This is a genomic window from Corynebacterium sp. 335C, from assembly GCF_053525695.1.
In genome coordinates, this window is the sequence record NZ_JASTTB010000001.1 from 1 (window position 1) to 20,190 (window position 20,190).

General features: G+C 70.9%; 20 protein-coding genes, 1 pseudogene and 1 other annotated feature. Of the genes and pseudogenes, 15 read left to right on the forward strand and 6 right to left on the reverse strand.

Annotation, left to right across the window (positions count from 1 at the left end):
- Nucleotides 1–253: 253 nt before the first annotated feature.
- The 3 genes and pseudogenes from QQS41_RS00005 to QQS41_RS00015 form a co-directional block, all read right to left on the reverse strand.
- The gene (locus QQS41_RS00005; protein ID WP_448851910.1) at nt 254–1,216 is read right to left on the reverse strand and encodes an IS3 family transposase; all 963 of its coding nucleotides are present in this window, start codon (nt 1,214–1,216) and stop codon (nt 254–256) included.
- Nucleotides 1,070–1,198 (reverse strand) — a sequence feature (AL1L pseudoknot). (Overlaps the previous gene by 129 nt.)
- A gap of 31 nt (nt 1,217–1,247) precedes the next feature.
- A pseudogene (locus tag QQS41_RS00010) lies at nt 1,248–1,469 on the reverse strand (transposase); the annotation flags it as partial.
- A 325-nt stretch (nt 1,470–1,794) separates the two neighbouring features.
- Nucleotides 1,795–2,295, reverse strand: coding sequence for an HPP family protein (locus QQS41_RS00015; RefSeq protein WP_448850668.1), 501 nt, complete (start codon nt 2,293–2,295; stop codon nt 1,795–1,797).
- Between the two features lie 103 nt (nt 2,296–2,398).
- Here QQS41_RS00015 and QQS41_RS00020 point away from each other — a divergent pair, with 103 nt between their 5' ends.
- Nucleotides 2,399–2,944 carry a TetR/AcrR family transcriptional regulator gene (locus tag QQS41_RS00020; RefSeq protein WP_448850669.1) on the forward strand — a complete coding sequence of 182 codons (546 nt, stop codon included), beginning with the start codon at nt 2,399–2,401 and terminating at the stop codon, nt 2,942–2,944.
- A 160-nt stretch (nt 2,945–3,104) separates the two neighbouring features.
- On the opposite strand, the gene QQS41_RS00025 is transcribed toward QQS41_RS00020, so the two are convergent.
- Complete coding sequence (locus tag QQS41_RS00025) at nt 3,105–3,752, reverse strand: hypothetical protein (RefSeq protein WP_448850670.1); 648 nt, start codon at nt 3,750–3,752, stop codon at nt 3,105–3,107.
- A gap of 471 nt (nt 3,753–4,223) precedes the next feature.
- Nucleotides 4,224–4,490, reverse strand: a complete 267-nt coding sequence (locus QQS41_RS00030) for a type II toxin-antitoxin system RelE family toxin (protein WP_448850671.1) — start codon at nt 4,488–4,490, stop codon at nt 4,224–4,226.
- A 56-nt stretch (nt 4,491–4,546) separates the two neighbouring features.
- On the opposite strand from QQS41_RS00030, the gene QQS41_RS00035 reads away from it, so the two are divergent.
- Nucleotides 4,547–5,772, forward strand: a protein-coding gene (locus tag QQS41_RS00035) for an IS3 family transposase (protein ID WP_448850672.1) whose coding sequence is annotated in 2 segments (ribosomal slippage) — nt 4,547–4,826 and nt 4,826–5,772 — 1,227 coding nt in all. Because the reading frame shifts where the segments join, the coding sequence is not laid out codon by codon here.
- 11 nt (nt 5,773–5,783) lie between these two features.
- Here the strand turns inward: QQS41_RS00035 and QQS41_RS00040 are convergent.
- Nucleotides 5,784–6,350, reverse strand: a complete 567-nt coding sequence (locus QQS41_RS00040) for a hypothetical protein (protein WP_448850673.1) — start codon at nt 6,348–6,350, stop codon at nt 5,784–5,786.
- A gap of 34 nt (nt 6,351–6,384) precedes the next feature.
- On the opposite strand from QQS41_RS00040, the gene QQS41_RS00045 reads away from it, so the two are divergent.
- The 13 genes from QQS41_RS00045 to QQS41_RS00105 all read left to right on the forward strand — a co-directional run bounded on the left by QQS41_RS00045 (nt 6,385) and on the right by QQS41_RS00105 (nt 20,059).
- Nucleotides 6,385–6,798 carry a hypothetical protein gene (locus QQS41_RS00045; RefSeq protein ID WP_448850674.1) on the forward strand — a complete coding sequence of 138 codons (414 nt, stop codon included), beginning with the start codon at nt 6,385–6,387 and terminating at the stop codon, nt 6,796–6,798.
- A 66-nt stretch (nt 6,799–6,864) separates the two neighbouring features.
- The gene (locus QQS41_RS00050) at nt 6,865–7,737 is read left to right on the forward strand and encodes an RNase H family protein (protein WP_448850675.1); all 873 of its coding nucleotides are present in this window, start codon (nt 6,865–6,867) and stop codon (nt 7,735–7,737) included.
- Between the two features lie 97 nt (nt 7,738–7,834).
- On the forward strand, nt 7,835–8,968 hold the full coding sequence (locus QQS41_RS00055; protein ID WP_448850676.1) for a tetratricopeptide repeat protein: 1,134 nt from the start codon (nt 7,835–7,837) through the stop codon (nt 8,966–8,968).
- 92 nt (nt 8,969–9,060) lie between these two features.
- On the forward strand, nt 9,061–10,086 hold the full coding sequence (locus QQS41_RS00060) for an HAD-IIA family hydrolase (protein ID WP_448850677.1): 1,026 nt from the start codon (nt 9,061–9,063) through the stop codon (nt 10,084–10,086).
- A gap of 32 nt (nt 10,087–10,118) precedes the next feature.
- Nucleotides 10,119–10,394 carry a hypothetical protein gene (locus QQS41_RS00065; RefSeq protein WP_448850678.1) on the forward strand — a complete coding sequence of 92 codons (276 nt, stop codon included), beginning with the start codon at nt 10,119–10,121 and terminating at the stop codon, nt 10,392–10,394.
- Nucleotides 10,387–11,226 carry a TlyA family RNA methyltransferase gene (locus QQS41_RS00070; RefSeq protein ID WP_448850679.1) on the forward strand — a complete coding sequence of 280 codons (840 nt, stop codon included), beginning with the start codon at nt 10,387–10,389 and terminating at the stop codon, nt 11,224–11,226. Before QQS41_RS00065 ends, QQS41_RS00070 begins: the two co-directional genes overlap by 8 nt.
- Nucleotides 11,223–12,170: an NAD kinase gene (locus QQS41_RS00075; protein ID WP_448850680.1), complete on the forward strand. Its 948-nt coding sequence runs from the start codon at nt 11,223–11,225 to the stop codon at nt 12,168–12,170. Before QQS41_RS00070 ends, QQS41_RS00075 begins: the two co-directional genes overlap by 4 nt.
- 6 nt (nt 12,171–12,176) lie before the next feature.
- On the forward strand, nt 12,177–13,931 hold the full coding sequence (gene recN, locus QQS41_RS00080) for a DNA repair protein RecN (protein ID WP_448850681.1): 1,755 nt from the start codon (nt 12,177–12,179) through the stop codon (nt 13,929–13,931).
- 49 nt (nt 13,932–13,980) lie between these two features.
- Entirely contained in the window at nt 13,981–15,189 is a 1,209-nt protein-coding gene (gene steA / locus QQS41_RS00085; RefSeq protein ID WP_448850682.1) for a putative cytokinetic ring protein SteA, read from the forward strand.
- Nucleotides 15,190–15,192: 3 nt separating this feature from the next.
- A complete protein-coding gene (locus QQS41_RS00090) occupies nt 15,193–16,236 on the forward strand; it encodes a copper transporter (protein WP_448850683.1) in 1,044 nt (347 codons plus the stop codon).
- A gap of 407 nt (nt 16,237–16,643) precedes the next feature.
- Nucleotides 16,644–18,302, forward strand: coding sequence for a CTP synthase (locus QQS41_RS00095; protein ID WP_448850684.1), 1,659 nt, complete (start codon nt 16,644–16,646; stop codon nt 18,300–18,302).
- 3 nt (nt 18,303–18,305) lie between these two features.
- Nucleotides 18,306–19,109, forward strand: a complete 804-nt coding sequence (locus tag QQS41_RS00100) for an NUDIX domain-containing protein (RefSeq protein WP_448850685.1) — start codon at nt 18,306–18,308, stop codon at nt 19,107–19,109.
- Nucleotides 19,106–20,059: a site-specific tyrosine recombinase XerD gene (locus QQS41_RS00105; RefSeq protein WP_448850686.1), complete on the forward strand. Its 954-nt coding sequence runs from the start codon at nt 19,106–19,108 to the stop codon at nt 20,057–20,059. Before QQS41_RS00100 ends, QQS41_RS00105 begins: the two co-directional genes overlap by 4 nt.
- Nucleotides 20,060–20,190: the final 131 nt, after the last annotated feature.

The following is a 20,190-nucleotide window of genomic DNA, read 5'->3' on the forward strand; positions in this document are numbered from 1 at the left end:
AGCCTGCCAGCGCCGATGGTACTGCACTCGGGAGGGTGTGGGAGAGTAGGTCACCGCCGACAATTTAAATTTCATGTAGGAGAGGCGGAAGCCGGTCGTTGCGACTGGTTTCCGCCTCTCCTCTTTCGCATGCGGTTTCCCGTCAACGTCGTTCCGTGTAATTTTTTTTTGGGGGGGGGGGGGAAACACCAACGACGTTTCCCCGAGGCGGATGTCAAGCCCCGGGTTTTGTAGAGGGTGATTTACTTGTCGGTCAGGCCGCGCGGACTTGAAGCATCTGCCATTCCTGATGAACCTCCCGCGGTGGGCGATGCCCCAGCGCGGAGTGCAGCCGGCGGTTGTTGTACCACCCGATCCACTTCGAGGTCTCCACGATCACATCGGTCAGCGCCGGCCAGGTCCGCCGGTCAATCAACTCGGCCTTAAACACTGAATTAAGAGCCTCGGCCATCGCATTGTCATAGGAGTCACCCCGGGATCCGACCGAGGCCACGACCTTCGACTCGGCCAATGCCTCGCCGTAGGTAATGGAGCGATACTGCACTCCGCGATCCGAGTGATGGATCAGCCCGGAGACGTCCTCACCAGCACGAAGACGCGCCGATAAGGCCATACCCAAGGCGTCGCGGGCCAGCGAAGCCCGCATGTGGTTCGTCACCTGCCAGCCGACGATCTCACGCGAGTAGGCGTCCAGCACGAACGCCGCGTACACCCACCCAGCCCGGGTGGGAATGTAGGTGATGTCGGCGACCCACAACACATTCGGCGCGGTCACGTAGAAGTCCCGGTCGACCAGGTCCACCGGGCACTGCTCGGCGTCCGCGCTGCGCGTCGACGGTTTTTTCTTCCGTCGCCGGATCCCCACCAGCCCGGCGGCAGCCATGAGGCGTTCGACGGTGCAGCGGGCGACGTGCCCGAAGCTTCCTTCGCGGTTGATCTCCGCCCACAACTTGCGGGCACCGTAACAGGAATAGTTGTCGGTGAAGATGCGGCGCAGCGCGCGGGTGATTTGCGTGTCCCGAAGAGACCGGGCCGACGGCGGTCTGGATTTGTGGGCGTAATAGGTGCTCAGGGCAATCTTCGCGCTGGTGGTAGCTAGGACGCGGATGATGGGCTCGACCCCGAACTGGGCACGGTTGTCGTCGATGAATTTGACGATCATTTCTGTGGGCGGTCGAGCTCCGCCGCGAAAAAGCCGAGGCCCTTTTGAGGATATCGTTGGCGCGTTTGGCTTCCGCGAGTTCGGCCCGCAGCCTGCGGTTTTCTGCTTCCAGGTCGACCGACTCGGCCGGTGTGCCGGCCCCGGTTTCCTTGTGCTTGCGGACCCAGACGCGCAGCGTTTCCTTACTCACGCCGAGCTCTGCGGCGATGCGGGTGACCGCGCCGCGGGCGGTGACGGAATCTGACTGGGCGTGGAGCACGAGTTCTATGGCGCGCTGTTTGAGCTCCGGGGTGTATTTGACGGGCATGTGAGAGTTTCCTTTTCCAATTTCCTACCCTCCATTAAACTCGGGGCGAACCACCATCGAGCTTTAAAAGCATTTTGCAATGGGAAAGTCGGCACACGAAAGCGGGCGCATAGTAGCTACACAGGCCTAGAACATTGGTCGAAATGGCGTCCTGGATGGTCACTCAGACAGCACACGCTACCTAAAGCCGCCCGTTGCCTAAACCTGCGCGAATCTTTCCATACGGCCTTTTAGTTTGCGAACACCGTCTGCCAGAGTGATGTTTGACCTTAGGGTAACTTGCATTGAACCTTTCCACCGGAGTGGCGATCGCTCATGATCTCGATCACCACCAATACGACGGATAAGCCGTGCGCTTCAGCGTGGATCGGATCAGCCCGAACAGTACGAGCGCCCCAGCCGCAAGACCAGCGCAGACCACGAAAGATATCTGTCCCTCTGTCAGCGTTGCTCCGATGACGGCGGTTGCCGCCGCCGGCGAATGCGATGTGCGCGTCAGCAGCATCGCGCCAAGCGCGAGGCCACCGGCGATGGCGGCAGCCCAGAGCGAGTGGCTCGCCAACCCGACCACTACACCGACGGTGGCAGAGATCACCTGACCTCCGATCACATGGCGAGGTTGCGACAGCGGCAACGACGGCGCACCGGCGATCAGGGCCATGCTCGCCGCCATGGGTGGAATCAGCAGTAAGTGCCCCGACAGGACACCCAGGGCAACCAGCGCAGTCAGGGCTGCGGTCGAGGTGAGTGTCGCCACCAGCAGGGTAGAGGCGGCTGGGCGCTCGGGTGCCCCGCTGGAGAAGAACGACTTTGCCTCTGATGACATGGGGAAGCTCCTTTCAACAGGCGAGAACGGTCGTTCTCGGCTCGTTTGCTAGACTAGAGAACGACCGTTCTCAACGCAACTTGGAAAGGCTCGGTGGCTGGACGTGCCGTCTCAACTCGACCTCGATCAACTGCTTGACGCAGCTGAGCATCTCTTCTACGAGCGCGGGTATCAAGCCGTCGGAATGGATGCTCTTCGCGCTGCATCCGGGCTGCCTCTCAAGCGCATCTATGCGCTGTTCGCAGGCAAGGATGCGATCGCGGTTGCGATGCTCGACCGACGCGACGAACGTTGGCACGCCTCGCTTGCGCAGCGGGTTGACCGCGAAACACAGCCCGAGAAGCGGGTGCTCGCGATCTTCGACTGGCTCTCAAGCTGGCTCGCGGGCGAAGGGCACCGTGGATGCGCCTGGATCAACGCGTTTGGCGAACTCGGCGGGACTTCTCACGACGTCGCGGAGTCGGTGCGTCGGCACAAGACGCGCCTGCGGAGCTATGTGAACGCCCTCGTTGCTGAGGCGGGTGCCTCTCGCTCGGCAGACGCGATCTTTCTCCTGGTCGAGGGGTGCATGGTGACCGCGGGAATCTCGGGGAACGCCGATGCTGCCGAGCAGGCCAAAGAGGCGGCCCGCCGATTACTGGCGGTCTGACTCGCGGTCGCTGTCAACAACCTTCTGGCCAGCAACAACTAGGCATCGTCTCCGGACGTCTGCGCATATTTACCCTCAGGATGCCTTCGCGTTCATGTCTTTACGGGGCATACCTCTTGCATCGTTACACGGAATAAAACGTGCAGATCGCTGGAGTGTTCTAGAAGAAGAACTCTTCGCTCCCGAGGCTGCGCACGTAGCGTTCACACTCTTCGTCTGACCACTGCTCGTCGACAAGGTGGGCCCCTGAGGGGTGGTGATACTCCACCATTATCACCGCGTTGTCGTCGGTGGGGCGCTGGCCTCCGTCGAGCTCTTCGCCGAACAAGGTGAACCGTTTCGTTCCTCGCGTGCCGAGAATATCGAGTGGCGGACGACGTGTGTGATTCGAACTTTCCCGCTTGGTTTTTGCTTCATGTGGCTCCCCGTTTTCCTCGATATGAAAGGAAGGAATTTGGGTGTGGTCGTGGTGTGAGTACTTCTTCTCAGGCGCGGCAGTGATGGCTTCCTGGTGCAGATTGTGGTGTGAGTGCTGCCGGTTCTGCTCTAGTTCCGCGACTTTTTCCGCGAGGCGTTTCTCTAGTTTCGTGGTCGGTTCCTGGGGGCTTCCGGCATAGCCCCGAACGGAGTCTAAGGCACGAGCAAGGGCATCGTTGGTGCCGATGATCCCGAGGGTTCGAGTGCTGCGCATGATCCGTGCGACGCGAACAATGCGCTGTGCGTCGCGTGCTAACCACCGTGCGACAGACTCGTCGTCGTAGTGCTGTACCGCTGGGGATGGCAGCTCGACAACTTGGGAGGCGATCAATCCCTCGGCGGCTGCTTGCCTCCGTGCCCAGGCTGTGTGGCGGCATGCGTTGGAGCAATAGTGCGGCCGTCGACCGCGCCCTTTGTATTCGATAGTGTTGCCACACGCTACGCACGTTGAATCGGCAGAGCGAGGTGTGTGTTCGTGGTTTTCTGCGCTGGTAGCTCCCGCTTTGTGGGTCATATTTCCACTCTAGTATTTCGTGTAACGATTAGTGAAGGTAATAATGCAAGAGGTGTGTCCGTTTAAGGCGTGTCGTTTCCTCAGGGGCATGTCTCAATGACTCCTAGTCAAAGGTTCTGGGGAAGCGCTGGCATGTGTTCTCGAATTAGTGCACGGGAAAGCGGTTTCCATGCGGAATGTAGCTAGTCGCCCCGTCTACAGCTCTATCTTCTTAGCCTGTAGCGCTGTGCGCGTCACGGGTACGCCCCCTCTGATCGTCAGCCCCCAAAGCATGCGCCGTAATGCGCATCAGTCGGCGTAGATTCTCGACCGGTGCCCTACATCCACAACCACGACGACAACCCGCGTATCAACGATGTCAGCCACAACCCGGTAATCGCCGACTCGCCACCGCCACAACCCGGCTTTATTCGCCGTCAACGCCTTACCGCGATCTCGCGGGTTCTCCAGGTCGGCAACCTCCCGAAGAAACTTGCTCGCCCGCCGTTGCTCTGCCGTGCCCAACTTCCTAAACGCTTTAGCCGCCCGGGGCGTGAAACTAATCTCCCACGCCACACTCGTTTGAAGCGTCCTGGGTTTAGTTCCTGCCTCAGCTAAGGAAGGAATGAACTATGCCTAGAAAGTATTCCGTCGAGTTCAAGGAGAAGGCGGTCCATCAGATCATCGAAATGGTCCGCCTGGAATCTTGCTCACTGCAACGCGCCTACACGGAGGTCGGTGAGCTCCTTGGAGTATCTCACCACACGTTGCGGGCTTGGTACCGTGACAGCGCTTCAGTACTCGATAATTCTGACGCTTCAGGCGGCGAGACAATGGAAGAAGAGCTCAAGCGTCTGCGCCGCGAAAACCGCGAACTGAAACGAGCAAACGGGATTCTTAAGACAGCTTCGGCTTTTTTCGCAGCGGAACTCGACCGACCCACGACCAAATGATCTCCTACATCGACACGTATAAAGATCAGTTTGGGGTCGAGGCCATCTGCCGAGTCCTTAAACAAGCAGATCGTGGATTCATTACTTCACGCGGCTACCGCAAGGCGACCACTCGTGTTCCCAGTGCAAGGGCCTTAAGCGATAGCCTTCTCATCCCAGAGATTCAGCGTGTACATGCGGAGATTTTCTCGGTCTACGGCATCCGCAAGATGTGGCACGCGATGAACCGTGAAGGCTTTCATATCGGCCGCGACAAGACTGCACGACTGATGAAGCTAGCAGGTGTTTCCGGCCGCCGACGTGGGCGAACCCCTGTGACAACGATTAGCCCGAAGGCACCGGATCGTCGCCCGGATCTTGTACAGCGAGACTTTCGTGCCCAAGCGCCAGGCAGGTTGTGGGTTGCCGACATTACCTATGTTCGTACCCTGTCAGGATTCGCCTATACCGCGTTTGTCGTCGATGTCTTCAGCCGAAAAATTGTTGGTGTTGCTACACGCTCGACGATGCGTACCGATGCGCTGCCCATGGAAGCTTTGGAGCATGCGTTAACGACTGCAGGGCGAATTCATGGAAACCAGTTAATTCACCATAGTGATCGGGGCAGCCAGTACGTGTCACTGAAGTATTCCACCGCGCTAGCGGAATCCGGAATCCGTCCGAGTGTGGGAACAGTCGGCGATTCTTATGGCAATGCTCTAGCCGAAACAGTCAATGGTCTCTACAAGGCGGAACTGATTCATGTCCAAGGTCCGTGGACGTCGGTCGGAGAAGTCGAATTGGCCACCTTGCGGTGGGTGCATTGGTGGAACACCAAGCGGCTTCATGAAGCTTTGGACTACGCCACCCCACAGGAAGTCGAAACCGAGTACTATCTCACCCAGCCCATCAACACAGGGCCGTAAAAGAAGCGGAACTAAACCCAGGACGCTTCACTGTCGCGGTCTTTCCAGCGTTCTGCGGCTTTCTGTCCGCCCTTGCGTCCCATCGTGGCGAGAGCCTTGCGTTCGCGGGCGCCAACGCCTCCAGCGCTGCCGGAGAACGATGACAAACCAGCCCCACGGTTATTAGACAGCACGTAACCGCGTACGCGGCGTGCCATTGTCTGACGGTCACGCTGAGACGGCATCTCCGGCTGGCGGTAATCGGCTCCGACGGCCTGGGCGATGTTGTAGGCACGCTCGTAGGCGTCAATGATCTTCGCATCGGTCATGCGCTCACCCGCCTCCCGGAGGCGGTGTGCGGTCGCCAAAGCATGGCGGAAGGCCGTCTCGTCGCGGGCTGCGCGCCCTTCAGAGATCCAGAGCACCTTCACACCATCAATACGGTCACCGTCCAAGGCATCAGCGTTAGAGAGACCACCATCGAGATCTTTGAGCATCTGCGCTTCTTCGCGGCGTGCGCGCACGGCTTCGATCAACTCGCGGCCGCTGGAGAAAGCCTGCTGAGGCTTTTCTTTCTCTGGGGCGGGTTGGCCGGTCATGGTTCTCACTTCGTCACGCAGATGGCATATGCTCATGGTTCTTTCTGTTGTCCTGGCGGTTCTGGGCGTGGTGGCCGGCCTCGCGGCCCTGTTGTTCGCACGTTCCGTGTTCCTTTCCGCGCGGGATACCGAGAGGAACTGCGTCCGCACGCGGGCCATCGGCGTCCGGTTGGAGGAGGACCGCGACACCCCGGATGGCCTGTCCTACCGGCGGGTCTACACCTACATGGACCAGCATGGCGGGCGACACGAGAGCTGTGAGGAACTGACGCCGTCCAAACCCCGGACCGATGGCCCGCTTCCCGAGTTTTTCTTCCCTCCCGGGGACCCCGGCTCCCTGCGGGTTCATCCGCGAAAGATGTATTCGGTCGCAGCAGTGGTGGCCCTGTTCGGCGTCGTCTTCCTCGTCGGCGGTCTTTCTGCAGCCTATGACCTCTGGGTCGCGTAATTCCGCCCCGGATGGCGGCAAGGGGCAGCGTCCGGGCGCTCCCGGCCCGGCGATAGACTTCCCGTCATGACGATCACCGCCGCCGCAGACGGATCCGCCCTCGGCAACCCTGGCCCCGCCGGATGGGCCTGGTACATCGACGACGACAACTGGGCCGCCGGCGGGTGGGACAACTCCACCAACAACCGGGGCGAGCTCACCGCCGTCGCCGAGCTCCTCGACGCCACCGCGCACCGGGTCGACGAGCGGCTGGTCATCCTCTGCGACTCCCAGTACGTCATCAACTCCGTCACGAAGTGGATGAAGGGCTGGAAGCGGAAGGGCTGGAAGAAGAAGGACGGCAAGCCCGTCCTCAACAAGGACCTGATGGTCCGGCTCGACGAGGCGATGCAGGGCCGCGACGTCGTCTTCGAATGGGTTCGCGGCCACTCCGGCCACGACATGAACGAGGCCGCCGATCAGCGCGCCCGCGCCGTCGCCACCGCCATCCAGCGCGGTGCGACGCCCGACGAGGGGCCGGGCCTGGCCGGCGCCCCGACCCGGGCGCCGAAGGCGGCCTCCGCGGCCGCGCCCGCGCCGTCGGCCGGCGCGCGCTTCGCCGAGCCGGAGCAGGACGGCCTGTTCGACCTCGACGACGCCCCGGCGCAGGGTCCGGACGCCGGCGCCGTCCTCGGCGCGCACCGCGCCCTGGGACGCGCCGTTGCAAAGCTCCACGACGGCGACGGGCGCCGCGCCCGGTCGCTCACGCGCGACGCGGTCGTCGTGCCGGCGCTGGAGGAGGTGCCGGAGGGCTTCGGCGACCTGAAGCCGGAGCTGGCGGGGGCGGTGGGGGACACCGTCGTGACCCTCGTGCGCGGCGACGGCTGGACCGTCACCTGCACCTGGCATGCGGGCGATCCCGTGCGGCTCGCGTGCCTGCACGCCTCCGCGGCGCGCTGACGGGCTGCGCGCGCGGGCCTGGTAGCGTTAGCGTATTGCGCGGCGACGACGCCGCGCGCGCACGCGTGCCCGAAACACGATGGAGGACAGACGCCACATGGCTGACAACGACGGTTCCCGCACCGGCGGCGACGGCCGCGGACCCCGCGGCGGACGCGGAGGACAGGGCGGCCGCGGGGGCTCCCGCGGCGGCCACGGCGGCCACGGCGGACCCCGCCGCTCCGGCGGCGGACGTCCCGGCGGGCGCGGAGGCCGGTGGGACCGCGACGACCGCGGGCGCGGACGCCGAGATGACCGCGGCGATCGCGGCGACCGTCGTCGCGACGACCGCGACGGCGCCCGCTCCGGCGGCCGCGACGACCGCGGCTTCGGCGGGCGGGGGCGCGGCGACCGCGACTTCCGCGGCGGCCGGCGCGGCGGCCCGGGCCAGGGCGGCCGCGGGCGCGGCCAGGGCGGCGACCGCCGCCGCTCCAACCGCGGCGGCCGCTTCGCCGAGGACAAGCGCGCCCCGCGCACCGGCCCGCAGCGGCCCGGCTTCCGCGAGGAGCGCCTGAACCAGCGCGCCAACGAACCATCCCTGCCGGACGACGTGAAGGCCAACGAGCTGGACCCGTCGGTACTGCAGGACCTGCGCTCCCTGTCGAAGGACAACGCGGACTCCGTCGCCCGCCACATGGTCATGGCCGCCGCCCTCATGGCGGAGGACCCGCAGCTGGCGCTGCGTCACGCCCGCGCCGCGAAGGACCGCGCCGGCCGCGTCGGCGTCGTCCGCGAGACCGCCGGCGTCGCCGCGTACCACGCCGGCGAGTGGAAGGAGGCGCTGTCCGAGCTGCGCGCCGCCCGCCGCATCTCCGGCGGCCCCGGCCTCGTCGCCGTCATGGCCGACTGCGAGCGCGGCCTCGGCCGCCCGGAGAAGGCCATCGAGATCGCCCGCTCCGACGAGGCGGCGCAGCTGGACGACGTGTCGCGCACCGAGCTGGCCATCGTCGTGTCCGGCGCGCGCCGCGACATGGGCGACGTCGACGGCGCCGTCATGGAGCTGGAGACCCAGGACCTCGACCCGGCCCGCGAGGACGACGAGGCCGTGCGCCTCTTCTACGCCTACGCCGACGTCCTGCTGGCCGCCGGGCGGAAGGACGAGGCGCTGGAGTGGTTCGAGCGGTCCGCCGCCCTCGACCCGGACGGCTTCCTCGACACGGCCGACCGCATCGCCGACATCCGCGGCGAGTGACCCGCAGGGCGGGGCCGCGACACCGCGGCCCCGCCCTCTTTCCCGCCCGCGCCCGCATCCGCCCGCACACCACGCGAAGAGGAGCACCACCCATGACCGAGATCCTCGCCCGGCGCTTCGACGCCGCGCTGCTCGACCTCGACGGCACCGTCTACGAGGGCGACGCCCCCGTCCCCGGCGCCCGCCCCGCCCTGGAGCGGGCGGGCCTGCCGATGGCGTTCATCACCAACAACGCCTCCCGCGCCCCGCAGACCGTCGCCGACCAGCTCACCGGGCTGGGCTACGACTGCTCCGCCTCCGACGTGATCACCTCCGCCCAGGCCGCCATCGAGATGGCCGCCGAGGTCATCGAGCCGGGCTCGAAGGTCCTCATCCTGGGCGCGCAGCCGTTCCGCGATCTGGCGGAGGAGGCCGGCTTCACCGTCGTGGAGTCCGCCGACGACGCCCCCGCGGCCGTGCTCCACGGCCTGGACCGCGAGATGACGTGGGCGCGGATGAGCGAGGGTGCGCTGGCCATCGCCCGCGGCGCGGTGTACCTGGCCTCCAACATGGACACGACGCTGCCGACGGAGCGCGGCCTCCTGGTCGGCAACGGCTCCATGATCGCCGCCATCACCTCCACCACGGGCGTCGTGCCGCGCAGCGCCGGCAAGCCGGAGCCCGCCATGTTCCTCCGCGCCGCCGACCGGCTGGGCGCCACGAGCCCCGTCGCCATCGGCGACCGCCTGGACACCGACATCCGCGGCGGCAACGCCGCCGGCATGCCGACGCTCATGGTCGTCACCGGCGTCTCCGGCCACCGCGAGGCCCTGTTCGCCCCGGCGGAGGACCGCCCGGCGCTCGTCGGCGCCGACATGTCCGCCCTGCTGGCTCCCGCCGCGCACGCCGAGCCCGCCCCGCAGGCCGGCTTCACGGCCCGCCGCGACCCGGCCGACGCCTCCGTCGTCGTGCTGTCCGGCGGCGACGAGTCGGACCCGCGTCTGGCCGACCCGGCCCAGGCGGCGGTCGCCGCGATGCTGACGTGCGCCTCCGTCGTCTGGGAGGACGGCGCGGCGGAGGTCCGCGACGTGCGCGCGGAGTCGGAGGCCGCCGCGGCGTCGGTGTCGGCGTGGAGGTAGGCGGCGGCGCGGCCCACGACCTGGTCGGCCGCATGAACGACATCCTCGACCGGCCCGCCCCGTCCCCGGAGGACGAGGCCGCGGTGCTGGAGGACGCCCACCAGCTGCTGCAGGAGGCGCTGGCGGAGGCCGACGACCGGCCGGGCGCCGGCGCGGCCCGCGTCGCGCGCGCCTCGCAGCACGGCGGCGGCAACCCCGGCAGCGGCCCGCACGGAGGCGACGGCAACGGCGCCCACGGCGGCCCGCGGCCCGGCCCCCGCCCGGGGCCCCGCCCCGGACCGGTCCCGGGAGGCGGTCGCCATGGCTAAGGGCGTGAGCGCGAACAAGCCGCGCCGCCTCGACGCGGAGCTGGTGCGGCGGAAGATCGCCCGCTCCCGCGAGCAGGCGGTGGAGATGATCCGCGGCGGCCGCGTGGAGGTCAACGGCATGCTGGCCGCGAAGCCGGCCACGCAGGTCTCCGGCGACGCGTCCATCCGCGTCGCGGAGGCCGAGGGCGACGACTGGGCCTCGCGCGGGGCGCACAAGCTGCTCGGCGCGCTCGACGCGTTCGGGCCGGAGGGCCTGAGCGTCGAGGGCCGCCGCGTCCTCGACGCCGGCGCGTCGACGGGCGGGTTCACCGACGTGTGCCTGCGCCGCGGCGCCCGCGAGGTCGTCGCCGTCGACGTCGGCTACGGCCAGCTCATCTGGCGGCTGCAGGACGACGACCGCGTCGTCGTCATGGACCGCACCAACGTGCGCACGCTGACGCCGGAGGCGATGGGCGGCGTCGCCGACGTGATGGTCGGCGACCTGTCGTTCATCTCCCTGCGGCTGACGCTGCCGGCGCTGGCGGCGTGCATCGCCGACGGCGGCGACCTGCTGCCGATGGTGAAGCCCCAGTTCGAGGTGGGCAAGGAGCGGCTGGGCCACGGCGGCGTCGTCCGCTCCCCGGAGCTGCGGGCGGAGGCCGTCGCCGACGTCGCCGCCGCGGCGCGGGAGCTCGGCCTGTCGCTGCGCGCCGTCGCGGCCAGCCCGCTGCCCGGCCCGTCGGGCAACGTGGAGTACTTCCTGTGGCTGGTGAAGGACGGTGGCGCGTCCGCCCCGGACGCGGCCACGATGGACGGGATGATCCGACGAGCGGTGGAGGAGGGCCCCGCATGACCAGGACCGTGCTGCTGGTGCCGAACCCGGGCCGCACGCCGAACCTCGAGGGCGCGGCGGAGGCCGCGCGCCTGCTCGACGACGCGGGCATCGAGGTGCGCGTGCTGGCCGGCGAGGCGCCGGAGCTGCTCATCGACCACCCGGTGCTCGGCGGCTACCGCCGGTACGGGCATTCGCCGGAGGCGTCGGAGGGCTGCGAGCTGGTGCTCGCCCTCGGCGGCGACGGCACCTTCCTGCGCGCCGCCGACGTCGCCCACGCCAACGATCTGCCGGTGCTCGGCGTGAACATGGGCCACGTGGGCTTCCTGGCGGAGTGGGAGCAGGAGTCGATGCGCGAGGCGGTGCGGCGCGTCATCGACCGCGACTGGCGCGAGGAGGGGCGGATGATCATCGACGTGGTCGTCCGCGACGCCGACGGCCGCGTCGCCGGCTCCGGCTGGGCGCTCAACGAGCTGAGCCTGGAGAACGTCAGCCGCCGCGGCGTGCTGGACGTGGTGCTGGAGGTTGACCGCCGCCCGGTGAGCTCCTACGGCTGCGACGGCGTGCTGGTGTCCACCCCGACGGGGTCGACGGCGTACGCGTTCTCCGCAGGTGGCCCGGTGGTGTGGCCGGAGCTGGATGCGATGCTGGTGGTGCCGAACAACGCCCACGCCCTGTTCGACCGGCCGATGGTGGTCGCGCCGCGGTCGGTGGTGGCGGTGGAGACGGCCCCGTCGTCGCCGGAGTGCGTCGCCATCCTCGACGGCTTCCGGCACATCACGGTGCCGCCGGGCTCCCGCGTGGAGGTGACGGCGGGGTCTCGCCCGGTGCGCTGGGTGCGCCTGGATTCGTCGCCGTTCTCGGATCGCCTGGTGCACAAGTTCCGGCTGCCGGTGACCGGCTGGCGCGGGCCCCGCGGGGCCGATGCGTCGGCGGATCCGCGGGCCGTGGCGGAGGGGAGCTGACGCGGGGTGCTGACCGATCTGACGATCCGCGACGTCGGCGTCATCCCGGAGTCGACGCTGGAGTTCAGCCCGGGGCTGACGGTGCTGACGGGCGAGACGGGCGCGGGCAAGACCATGGTGGTCACGGGCCTGCGGCTGCTGTCCGGCGGCCGCGCCGACGCCGGCCGGGTGCGCGACGGCGCCGCGAAGGCGCTGGTCGAGGGCCACATCAGCCTCGAGGGGCTTGACGACGGGGCCCGCGCCGCGGTCGACGCCGTGCTGGAGGGCGCCGGCGGCGAGCCGGACGAGAACGGGGAGGTGCTGCTGGCGCGGCAGGTCTCCGCGAAGGGCCGGTCGCGGGCGTGGGTCGGCGGCCGCGCCACCTCGGCGGCGACGCTGGGGGAGGCCGCCGGCGCGGTGCTGGCCATCCACGGGCAGAACGACCAGCTGCGGCTGCTGGGCGCCGACGAGCAGCGCGCGGCGCTGGACCGCCTGGACCCGGCGGCGACGGGGCCGCTGCTGGAGCGGTACCGGGCGGCGCACCGGGCGTGGCGGACGGCGGAGAAGGAGCTGCGGGAGCGGACCTCGCGCCGCCGGGAGCTGGCGATGCAGGCCGATCAGCTGACGTTCGCGATCGAGGAGATCGACGCGGTGGATCCGGAGCCGGGGGAGGAGGCGGAGCTCGCCGCCACGATCCGCCGGCTGCAGGACGTCGACGGGCTGCGGGAGGCCGCGGCCGGGGCGCTCGGCGCCGTCGACGGTTCGGCGGCCGCGGCCGCGGTGCTGGGCGGCGCGGGCGACCCGGGCGACGGCGACGCCGGCGCGGCCGACGGCCTCGGCCGGGCGCGGGCGCTGCTGGAGGGGTCGGGCGACGCGGAGCTGGAGGCGCTGGCCGGGCGGCTGGCGGAGCTGGCGTCGCAGCTGTCGGACGTCTCCGCGGAGCTCGGCGGGTTCCTGGAGTCCCTGCCGTCCGACGAGGCGTCGCTGGACGACCTGCTGTCGCGGCAGGCGGCGCTGAAGGGCCTGACCCGCAAGTACGCCCCCGACGTGGAGGGCGTGCTGGCGTGGCGCGACAAGGCGGCGCGCAAGCTCGCGTCGCTCGACGTCTCCGACGACGCGCTGGAGGCGCTGGAGCAGGAGGCGAGGAAGCGGAGGAAGGAGACCGCGGCGGCGGGCCGGAAGCTCACCGGCGCCCGCGTGGAGCTCGCCGCCCGGCTGTCGGAGGCCGTCACCGCGGAGCTGGCGGGCCTGGCGATGGCGAACTCCTCCCTGCACGTCACCGTCACCGACGCCGGGTCGTTCGGCCCCGACGGCGCCGACGACGTCGTCTTCGGCCTGGCCGCCCATCCGGGCGCGGATCCGAAGCCGCTGGCGACGTCGGCCTCCGGCGGCGAGCTGTCCCGCGTCATGCTGGCCCTCGAGGTCGTGCTGGCGGAGGGCGACGGCGGCCGCACCATGGTCTTCGACGAGGTCGACGCCGGCGTCGGCGGCCGCGCCGCCGTGGAGATCGGCCGTCGCCTGGCGCGGCTGGCGCGCCGCAACCAGGTCATCGTCGTCACGCACCTGCCGCAGGTCGCGGCCTACGCGGACGCGCACCTGCACGTCGCGAAGGACGTCACCGGCACGGGCGTCGTCTCCGGCGTGTCGGAGCTGGACCGGGAGGCGCGGATCGAGGAGCTGGCGCGGATGATGGCGGGCCTCGACGGCACCGAATCCGGCCGCGCCCACGCCACCGACCTGCTGGAGCGGGCGGAGGAGGATCGGCGCGGATCCGCCGCCTGACCGGCGCGCCTCCCCGATCCGGGGGTCCCGGCCTGGCACGCTGTGGCGCATGAGCCTGTTCTCCCGGAACTCCACCGACCTGCCCGGCGTCCAGGGCGACGTGCGCGACGGCTCCCGCGTCGACCGCGCGCTGCGCCGCCTCGGCGCCGGCGACATCCTGGTCATCGACGCACCCGACATCCCGCGCCGGACCGCGCAGGCGATCATCGACGCCAAGGCGGCCGCCGTCGTCAACGCCTCCCGCTTCACCACCGGCGCCGTGCCGAACTACGGCCCGCAGATGCTGCTCGACGCGGGCGTCGTGCTGGTGGAGAACGCCGGACCCGAGGCGTTCGACAGGCTCAAGGACGGAAAGGCCGGCCGCCTGAACGACGGCGTCCTGTACTACGGCGAGCGCCGCGTCGCCGCCGGCGACCCCGTCGACGCCTCCGCGGCCGCCGAGTCCTTCGGCGAGGCCCGAGGCGGTCTGCTCAACCGCCTGGAGGTCCTCGGCGGCAACCTCGTCGAGTTCTCCTCCACGGAGGCGCCGCTGTTCGTCGACGGGCTCGGCGTCCCCGACGTCGACGTCGACATGAACGGTCGCAAGGTCGTCGTCGTGGCGCCGGGCGACGACTCCCGGAAGCTGCTCGGCGAGCTGAAGAACTTCATCCGCGAGTACGAGCCGGTGCTCATCGGCGTCGACTCCGGCGCCGACGCCATCGTCGACGCCGGCTTCACCCCGGAGCTGGTCATCGGCGACCCGGAGGGCATCGCCTCGGCGACGCTGCGCTCCGGCGGCCGCGTCATCCTGCCCGCGGACCCGGACGGGCACGCCCGCGGCCTGGAGCGCATCCAGGACCTCGGCGTCGGCGCGATGACCTTCCCGGCGCTGTCCGACTCCGCCGTCGATCTGGCTCTGGTGCTCGCCGAGCACCACGACGCGTCGATGATCGTGCTGGTCGGCCAGCCGCTGAACCTCGACTCCCTCTACCGCGCGGCGGATCGGCCGGGTGCCCCGTCGGCGCTGCTGTCGCGGCTGAAGGCCGGCGAGAAGCTGGTCGACGGCGCCGTCGTCGCCGACCTGTACAAGGTCAGCGGCACCGGCTTCGGCGTCGCGTGGGCGATCCTCGGCGTGCTCGTCGCGCTGGCGGTCATCCTCATCATCGCGGGCACCGCGGGCGACGGCTCGGTGACGGAGAACCTCGTGGACACGTGGAACTCCATCGCCCTGTGGTTCCAGGATCTGACCGGGCTCGGCCCGGGCTCCGAGGGGGCGTAGGCCATGGGCAGGTTCTCCGCGGGAGTCTTCGGCGCGGGCCTCGGCGTCGCCGGCGGCGTGGCCCTCGGCGCGCTCATCCTCGCCCCGGCGGCGGGCATCGTCGGCGGCCCGGACGGGTCCGCCGGCGGCGACCGCGAGGTGCGCCGGGAGGCGGAGGCCGAGCGGGCGCGGGCGGACGCCGCCGACGACGTGCTGGCCGCCCACGAGGACGAGCTGGTCGCCGACAAGCTGAAGGGCGTGCCGGTCCTGGTCGTCGTCGCCGACGGCGCGGACCCGGCCGCCGCCGACGCGCTGCGCCGCACCCTCGGCGCCGCGGGCGCCGCCGACGCGGGCCGCGTCACCCTGTCGGGGGACTTCACCTCCGCCGAGGGCGCGGACCGGCTGGGCGACCTCGTCGCCGGCGTCCTGCCGGCCGGGGTGGAGCTCGACGAGGCGCGCACGACCCCCGGCCGCCACGTCGGCCAGGCGCTGGCCCCGGCGCTGCTGCTGGGCGAGGACGGGCAGCCGCGCGTCGACGCCGGCCAGCGGGAGCTGGTCCTGTCGACGCTGCGCGACGAGGGCTACCTGGACTGGGAGCAGGGCACGCTGCGCCCGGCCGCGGCGGTCGCCATCGTCTCCGGCCCCGCCGGCGACGGCTTCGCCGCCTCCGTGCTCGCCGAGTTCGCCGCCGCGCTGTCGGAGGGCCCCGGCGGCGCGGTGCTCGCCGCGCCCGCGGAGGCCGACGGCGGGGCGCTCGCCGCGCTTGACGACGTGCCGGGCGCCGACCGCGTGGGCCGCGCCTCCGGCATCGCCGACGCCGCCGGGCGCATCGCCGCGGTGACGGCGCTGGCCGACGTGGCGGGCCGTCCCGCCGCCCCGGCGCCGGAGGGCGAGGGCGGGGACGCCGCGCCGTCGGAGTCCGCCGACCCGGCCGCGCCGGACACGCCCGAGGGGGAGGGCGCGGAACCCGCGGACCCGGCCGCCCCGGCCGACGGCGCCGACCCGGCGGCCCCGGCCGGCGACCGGCCCACCCAGGCCGGCTCCACGCAGACCGCACCGCCCGCCTGACGGGCACGCGGGCGCGAGGCGACGGGCCCCGCGGCGGGCGCCATGACGGCGCCGCCGCGGGGCCCTCGCGTCGCCGGAGGAGGGGAGCGTCGTCACGCGCATGCGGGGGACGGCGCGGACCGCGCGCCGCGCGATCGCCGCGGCCACGTGCCGCGGCGGGCGCGTCCCCGGGAGACCTGCGCCACACCGGGTTCCGGGGTCGCCGCAGGTCGCGCGGCACCCGTGTTTCGGGTCATGTCCGGCATGTAAAACTCCGGTTAACCGGGCGGGCGGGCGTTGTCGGTTCCGCCGGGACCGTCGTAATCTGAAGTCCCGTGGTCGCGGAGCCCGCGACCTGCGCCCGCGATCGTGGCCGGGGACGGCCCAGGCGTGGACGCCCGCCCATGAACCCGAGGGGAATCACGCGCATGACCGTCCACCGCGGCGCAGAGCACGTCACCAAGTACATCGTCGTCACGGGGGGTGTGGCGTCCTCGCTGGGCAAGGGCCTGACGGCCGCCAGCCTCGGCCGCCTGCTCACCTCGCGCGGCCTGACGGTCACCATGCAGAAGCTCGACCCGTACCTCAACGTGGACCCGGGCACCATGAACCCGTTCCAGCACGGCGAGGTGTTCGTCACCCGCGACGGCGCGGAGACGGACCTCGACCTCGGCCACTACGAGCGCTTCCTCGACCGGGAGCTCGACCGCACCGCGAACCTGACGACGGGCAAGGTGTACTCCTCCGTCATCGCCAAGGAGCGCCGCGGCTCCTACCTCGGCCAGACCGTGCAGGTCATCCCGCACATCACCGACGAGATCAAGAACGGCATCGTCGCCATGGCCCGCCCGGCCGACGGCGGCGCCGCCCCCGACGTCGTCATCACCGAGATCGGCGGCACCGTCGGCGACATCGAGTCCCAGCCGTTCCTCGAGGCCGCCCGCCAGCTGCGCCACGAGGTCGGCCGCGAGAACATCTTCTACCTCCACTGCTCCCTCGTGCCGTACCTCGGCCCCTCCGGCGAGCTGAAGACCAAGCCGACCCAGCACTCCGTCGCGGAGCTGCGCTCCATCGGCCTCGTCCCCGACGGCGTGGTGCTGCGCTCCGACCGCGACATCCCGCAGCCGCTCAAGGACAAGATCGCGCTGATGTGCGACGTCGACGTCGAGGGCGTCGTCGCCTGCCCGGACGCGCCGTCCATCTACGACATCCCGGGCGTGCTGCGCGACCAGCACCTGGACACCTTCATCATCCGCAAGCTCGGCCTGCCGTTCCGCGACCTGGAGTGGGAGGACTGGCAGGACCTGGTCCACCGCGTCCACAACCCGGAGCGCGAGATCGAGGTCGCCGTCGTCGGCAAGTACGTCGACCTGCCGGACGCCTACCTGTCCGTCACCGAGGCCGTCAGCCACGCCGCGTTCGCCCACGACGCCCGAGCCCGCATCCGCTGGGTCGCCGCCGACGGGTGCGAGGGCGACGGCGCCGCGGAGGCGCTCGCCGGCGTCGACGCCGTCGTCGTGCCCGGCGGCTTCGGCTCCCGCGGCATCGAGGGCAAGGTCTCCGCCATCCGCCACTGCCGCGAGAACGCGGTGCCGCTGCTGGGCCTGTGCCTGGGCATGCAGTGCGTCGTCATCGAGGCGGCGCGCGCGGCGGGCCTGGAGAACGCCACCTCCACCGAGATCGACCCGGACACCGACGCCGGCGTCATCGCGACGATGGCGGAGCAGGCGGCGGCCGTCTCCGGCGACGCCGACCTCGGCGGCACCATGCGCCTGGGCTCCTACCCGGCCGCGCTGGCCGAGGGCACCGTCGTCGCCGGCCTGTACGGCGCCTCCGAGGTGGAGGAGCGCCACCGCCACCGCTACGAGGTCAGCAACGCCCACCGCGACCTGCTGGAGTCGGCGGGCCTGGTCATCTCCGGCACCTCGCCGGACGGCACGCTCGTCGAGTTCGTCGAGTACCCGGCGGACGTCCACCCGTACCTCGTCGCCACGCAGGCCCACCCGGAGTACCTGTCCCGCCCGACCCGCCCGCACCCGCTGTTCGACGGCCTCGTGGCCGCGGCGGTGGCCCGCCAGGAGGGGTAGGCCATGGGCGGCCACAGCTACGACGTCGTCTCCTCGGAGGTCCTCGTCGAGTCCCCGATCCTCGCCCTGCGGCGCGACATGGTGCGCATGCCGGGCGGGGAGGACCGCGTCTCCGCCCGCGAGATCGTCGAGCACTTCGGCGCCGTCGCCGTCGTCGCCGTCGACGACCGCGGCCGGGTGGCGCTGGTCCGCCAGTGGCGCCAGGCCGCCGGGCGGCGGCTGCTGGAGCTGCCCGCCGGGCTGCTCGACGTCGCCGGGGAGGACCCGCTGGAGGCCGCCGCCCGCGAGCTCGCCGAGGAGGCGGGCCTGGCCGCCGGCCGCTGGTCGCTGCTGGCCGACCTCGTCACCTCGCCCGGCTTCGCGGAGGAGGCGGTGCGCATCTACCTCGCGGAGGACCTGGAGCGCGTCGACTCCGACATCGACCTCGGCGTCGCCGAGGGCGAGGAGGCGGAGCTGGGCCTGGAGTTCATCGACCTGGACCGCGCGTGCGCGATGGTCGGGGAGGGCGGCGTCCTCAACGGCATCGCCGTCGCCGGCCTGTTCGCCGCCGCCCGCGTCGTCGCGGGCACGGACCCGCGCCGGCCCGCGGACGAGCGGCTGTTCGACCTGCGCCCGACCGCCCTGGCGGAGCGCCGTACCCGCATGCTCGGCGGCGGCGACCTCAAGCGCGTGCCGGACGACGCGACGTCGGCGGCGGACCTCGCGGAGGCCGCGGCGGCGAAGCGGGAGGCGGCCGAGGGCGATGGTCCGGCCGACGGCTCCGGCGCATCCGGCGCCGCCGCGACCCCCGACGGGCGGCGCCGATGACGCGGGCCGACGCACCGCCGGCGTCGTCGCCGGCCGCCGCGGTCCGCGGCTTCCTGGACCACATGGCCGTCGAGCGCGGCGCCAGCGGCAACACGCTCGGCGGCTACCGCCGCGACCTGGAGCGCTACCTGGAGTTCCTCGCGGGCCTCGGCCGCGACGACATCGCCGACGTGACGTCGGTCGACGTCTCCGCGTTCGTGGAGCAGCTGCGCCGGGGCGACCCGGACGCGGGGCGGGCGCCGATGGCGGCGTCGAGCGTCTCGCGCGCCCTGTCGTCGGTGCGCGGCCTGCACCGCTTCGCCGTCGGCGAGGGCCTGGCGGCCGACGACGCGGCGTCGCGGGTGCGCCCGCCGAAGTCGGGCGAGCGGCTGCCGAAGGCGCTGACGGTCGAGGAGGTCGAGTCCCTCATCGCCGCCATCCCGGACGGGGAGGCGGCGACGCCGGCGGACCTGCGGCTGCGGGCGCTGGTGGAGCTGCTGTACTCCACGGGCGCGCGCGTCAGCGAGGTGTGCGGGCTGGACGTCGACGACGTCGACGCCCGCGAGTCGCTGGTGCTGCTGCGAGGCAAGGGCGGCAAGGAGCGCATCGTGCCGGTGGGCCGGCCGGCGCTCGACGCCGTCGGCGCGTGGCTGGTCCGCGGCCGGCCGGGTGCCGCGCGGGCGGGGTCCCCGCCGGCGCTCCTCCTCAACACGCTGGGCCGGCGGCTGTCGCGCCAGTCGGCGGGCAACATGCTCGGCGAGCTGGCGGGCCGGGCGGGCCTGGCCAACCGGGTGTCGCCGCACACCCTGCGCCACAGCTTCGCCACGCACCTGCTCGAGGGCGGCGCCGACGTCCGCGTCGTCCAGGAGCTGCTGGGGCATTCCTCGGTGACGACGACGCAGATCTACACCGCCGTCACCGCCGACGGCCTGCGCCGCGCGTGGGCCGGCGCGCATCCGCGCGCGGAGTAGGCGGCGCGTGCCGCGGCGCGTGACGACGGGTGCCGCGTGTGGCGGACGTCGTCACGCATGACCCGGGGACCCGCCGCCGCGCGTGCGGCGGCGCGCACGGGGCGGGGGACGCGAACGCGCCCGGCGGACCT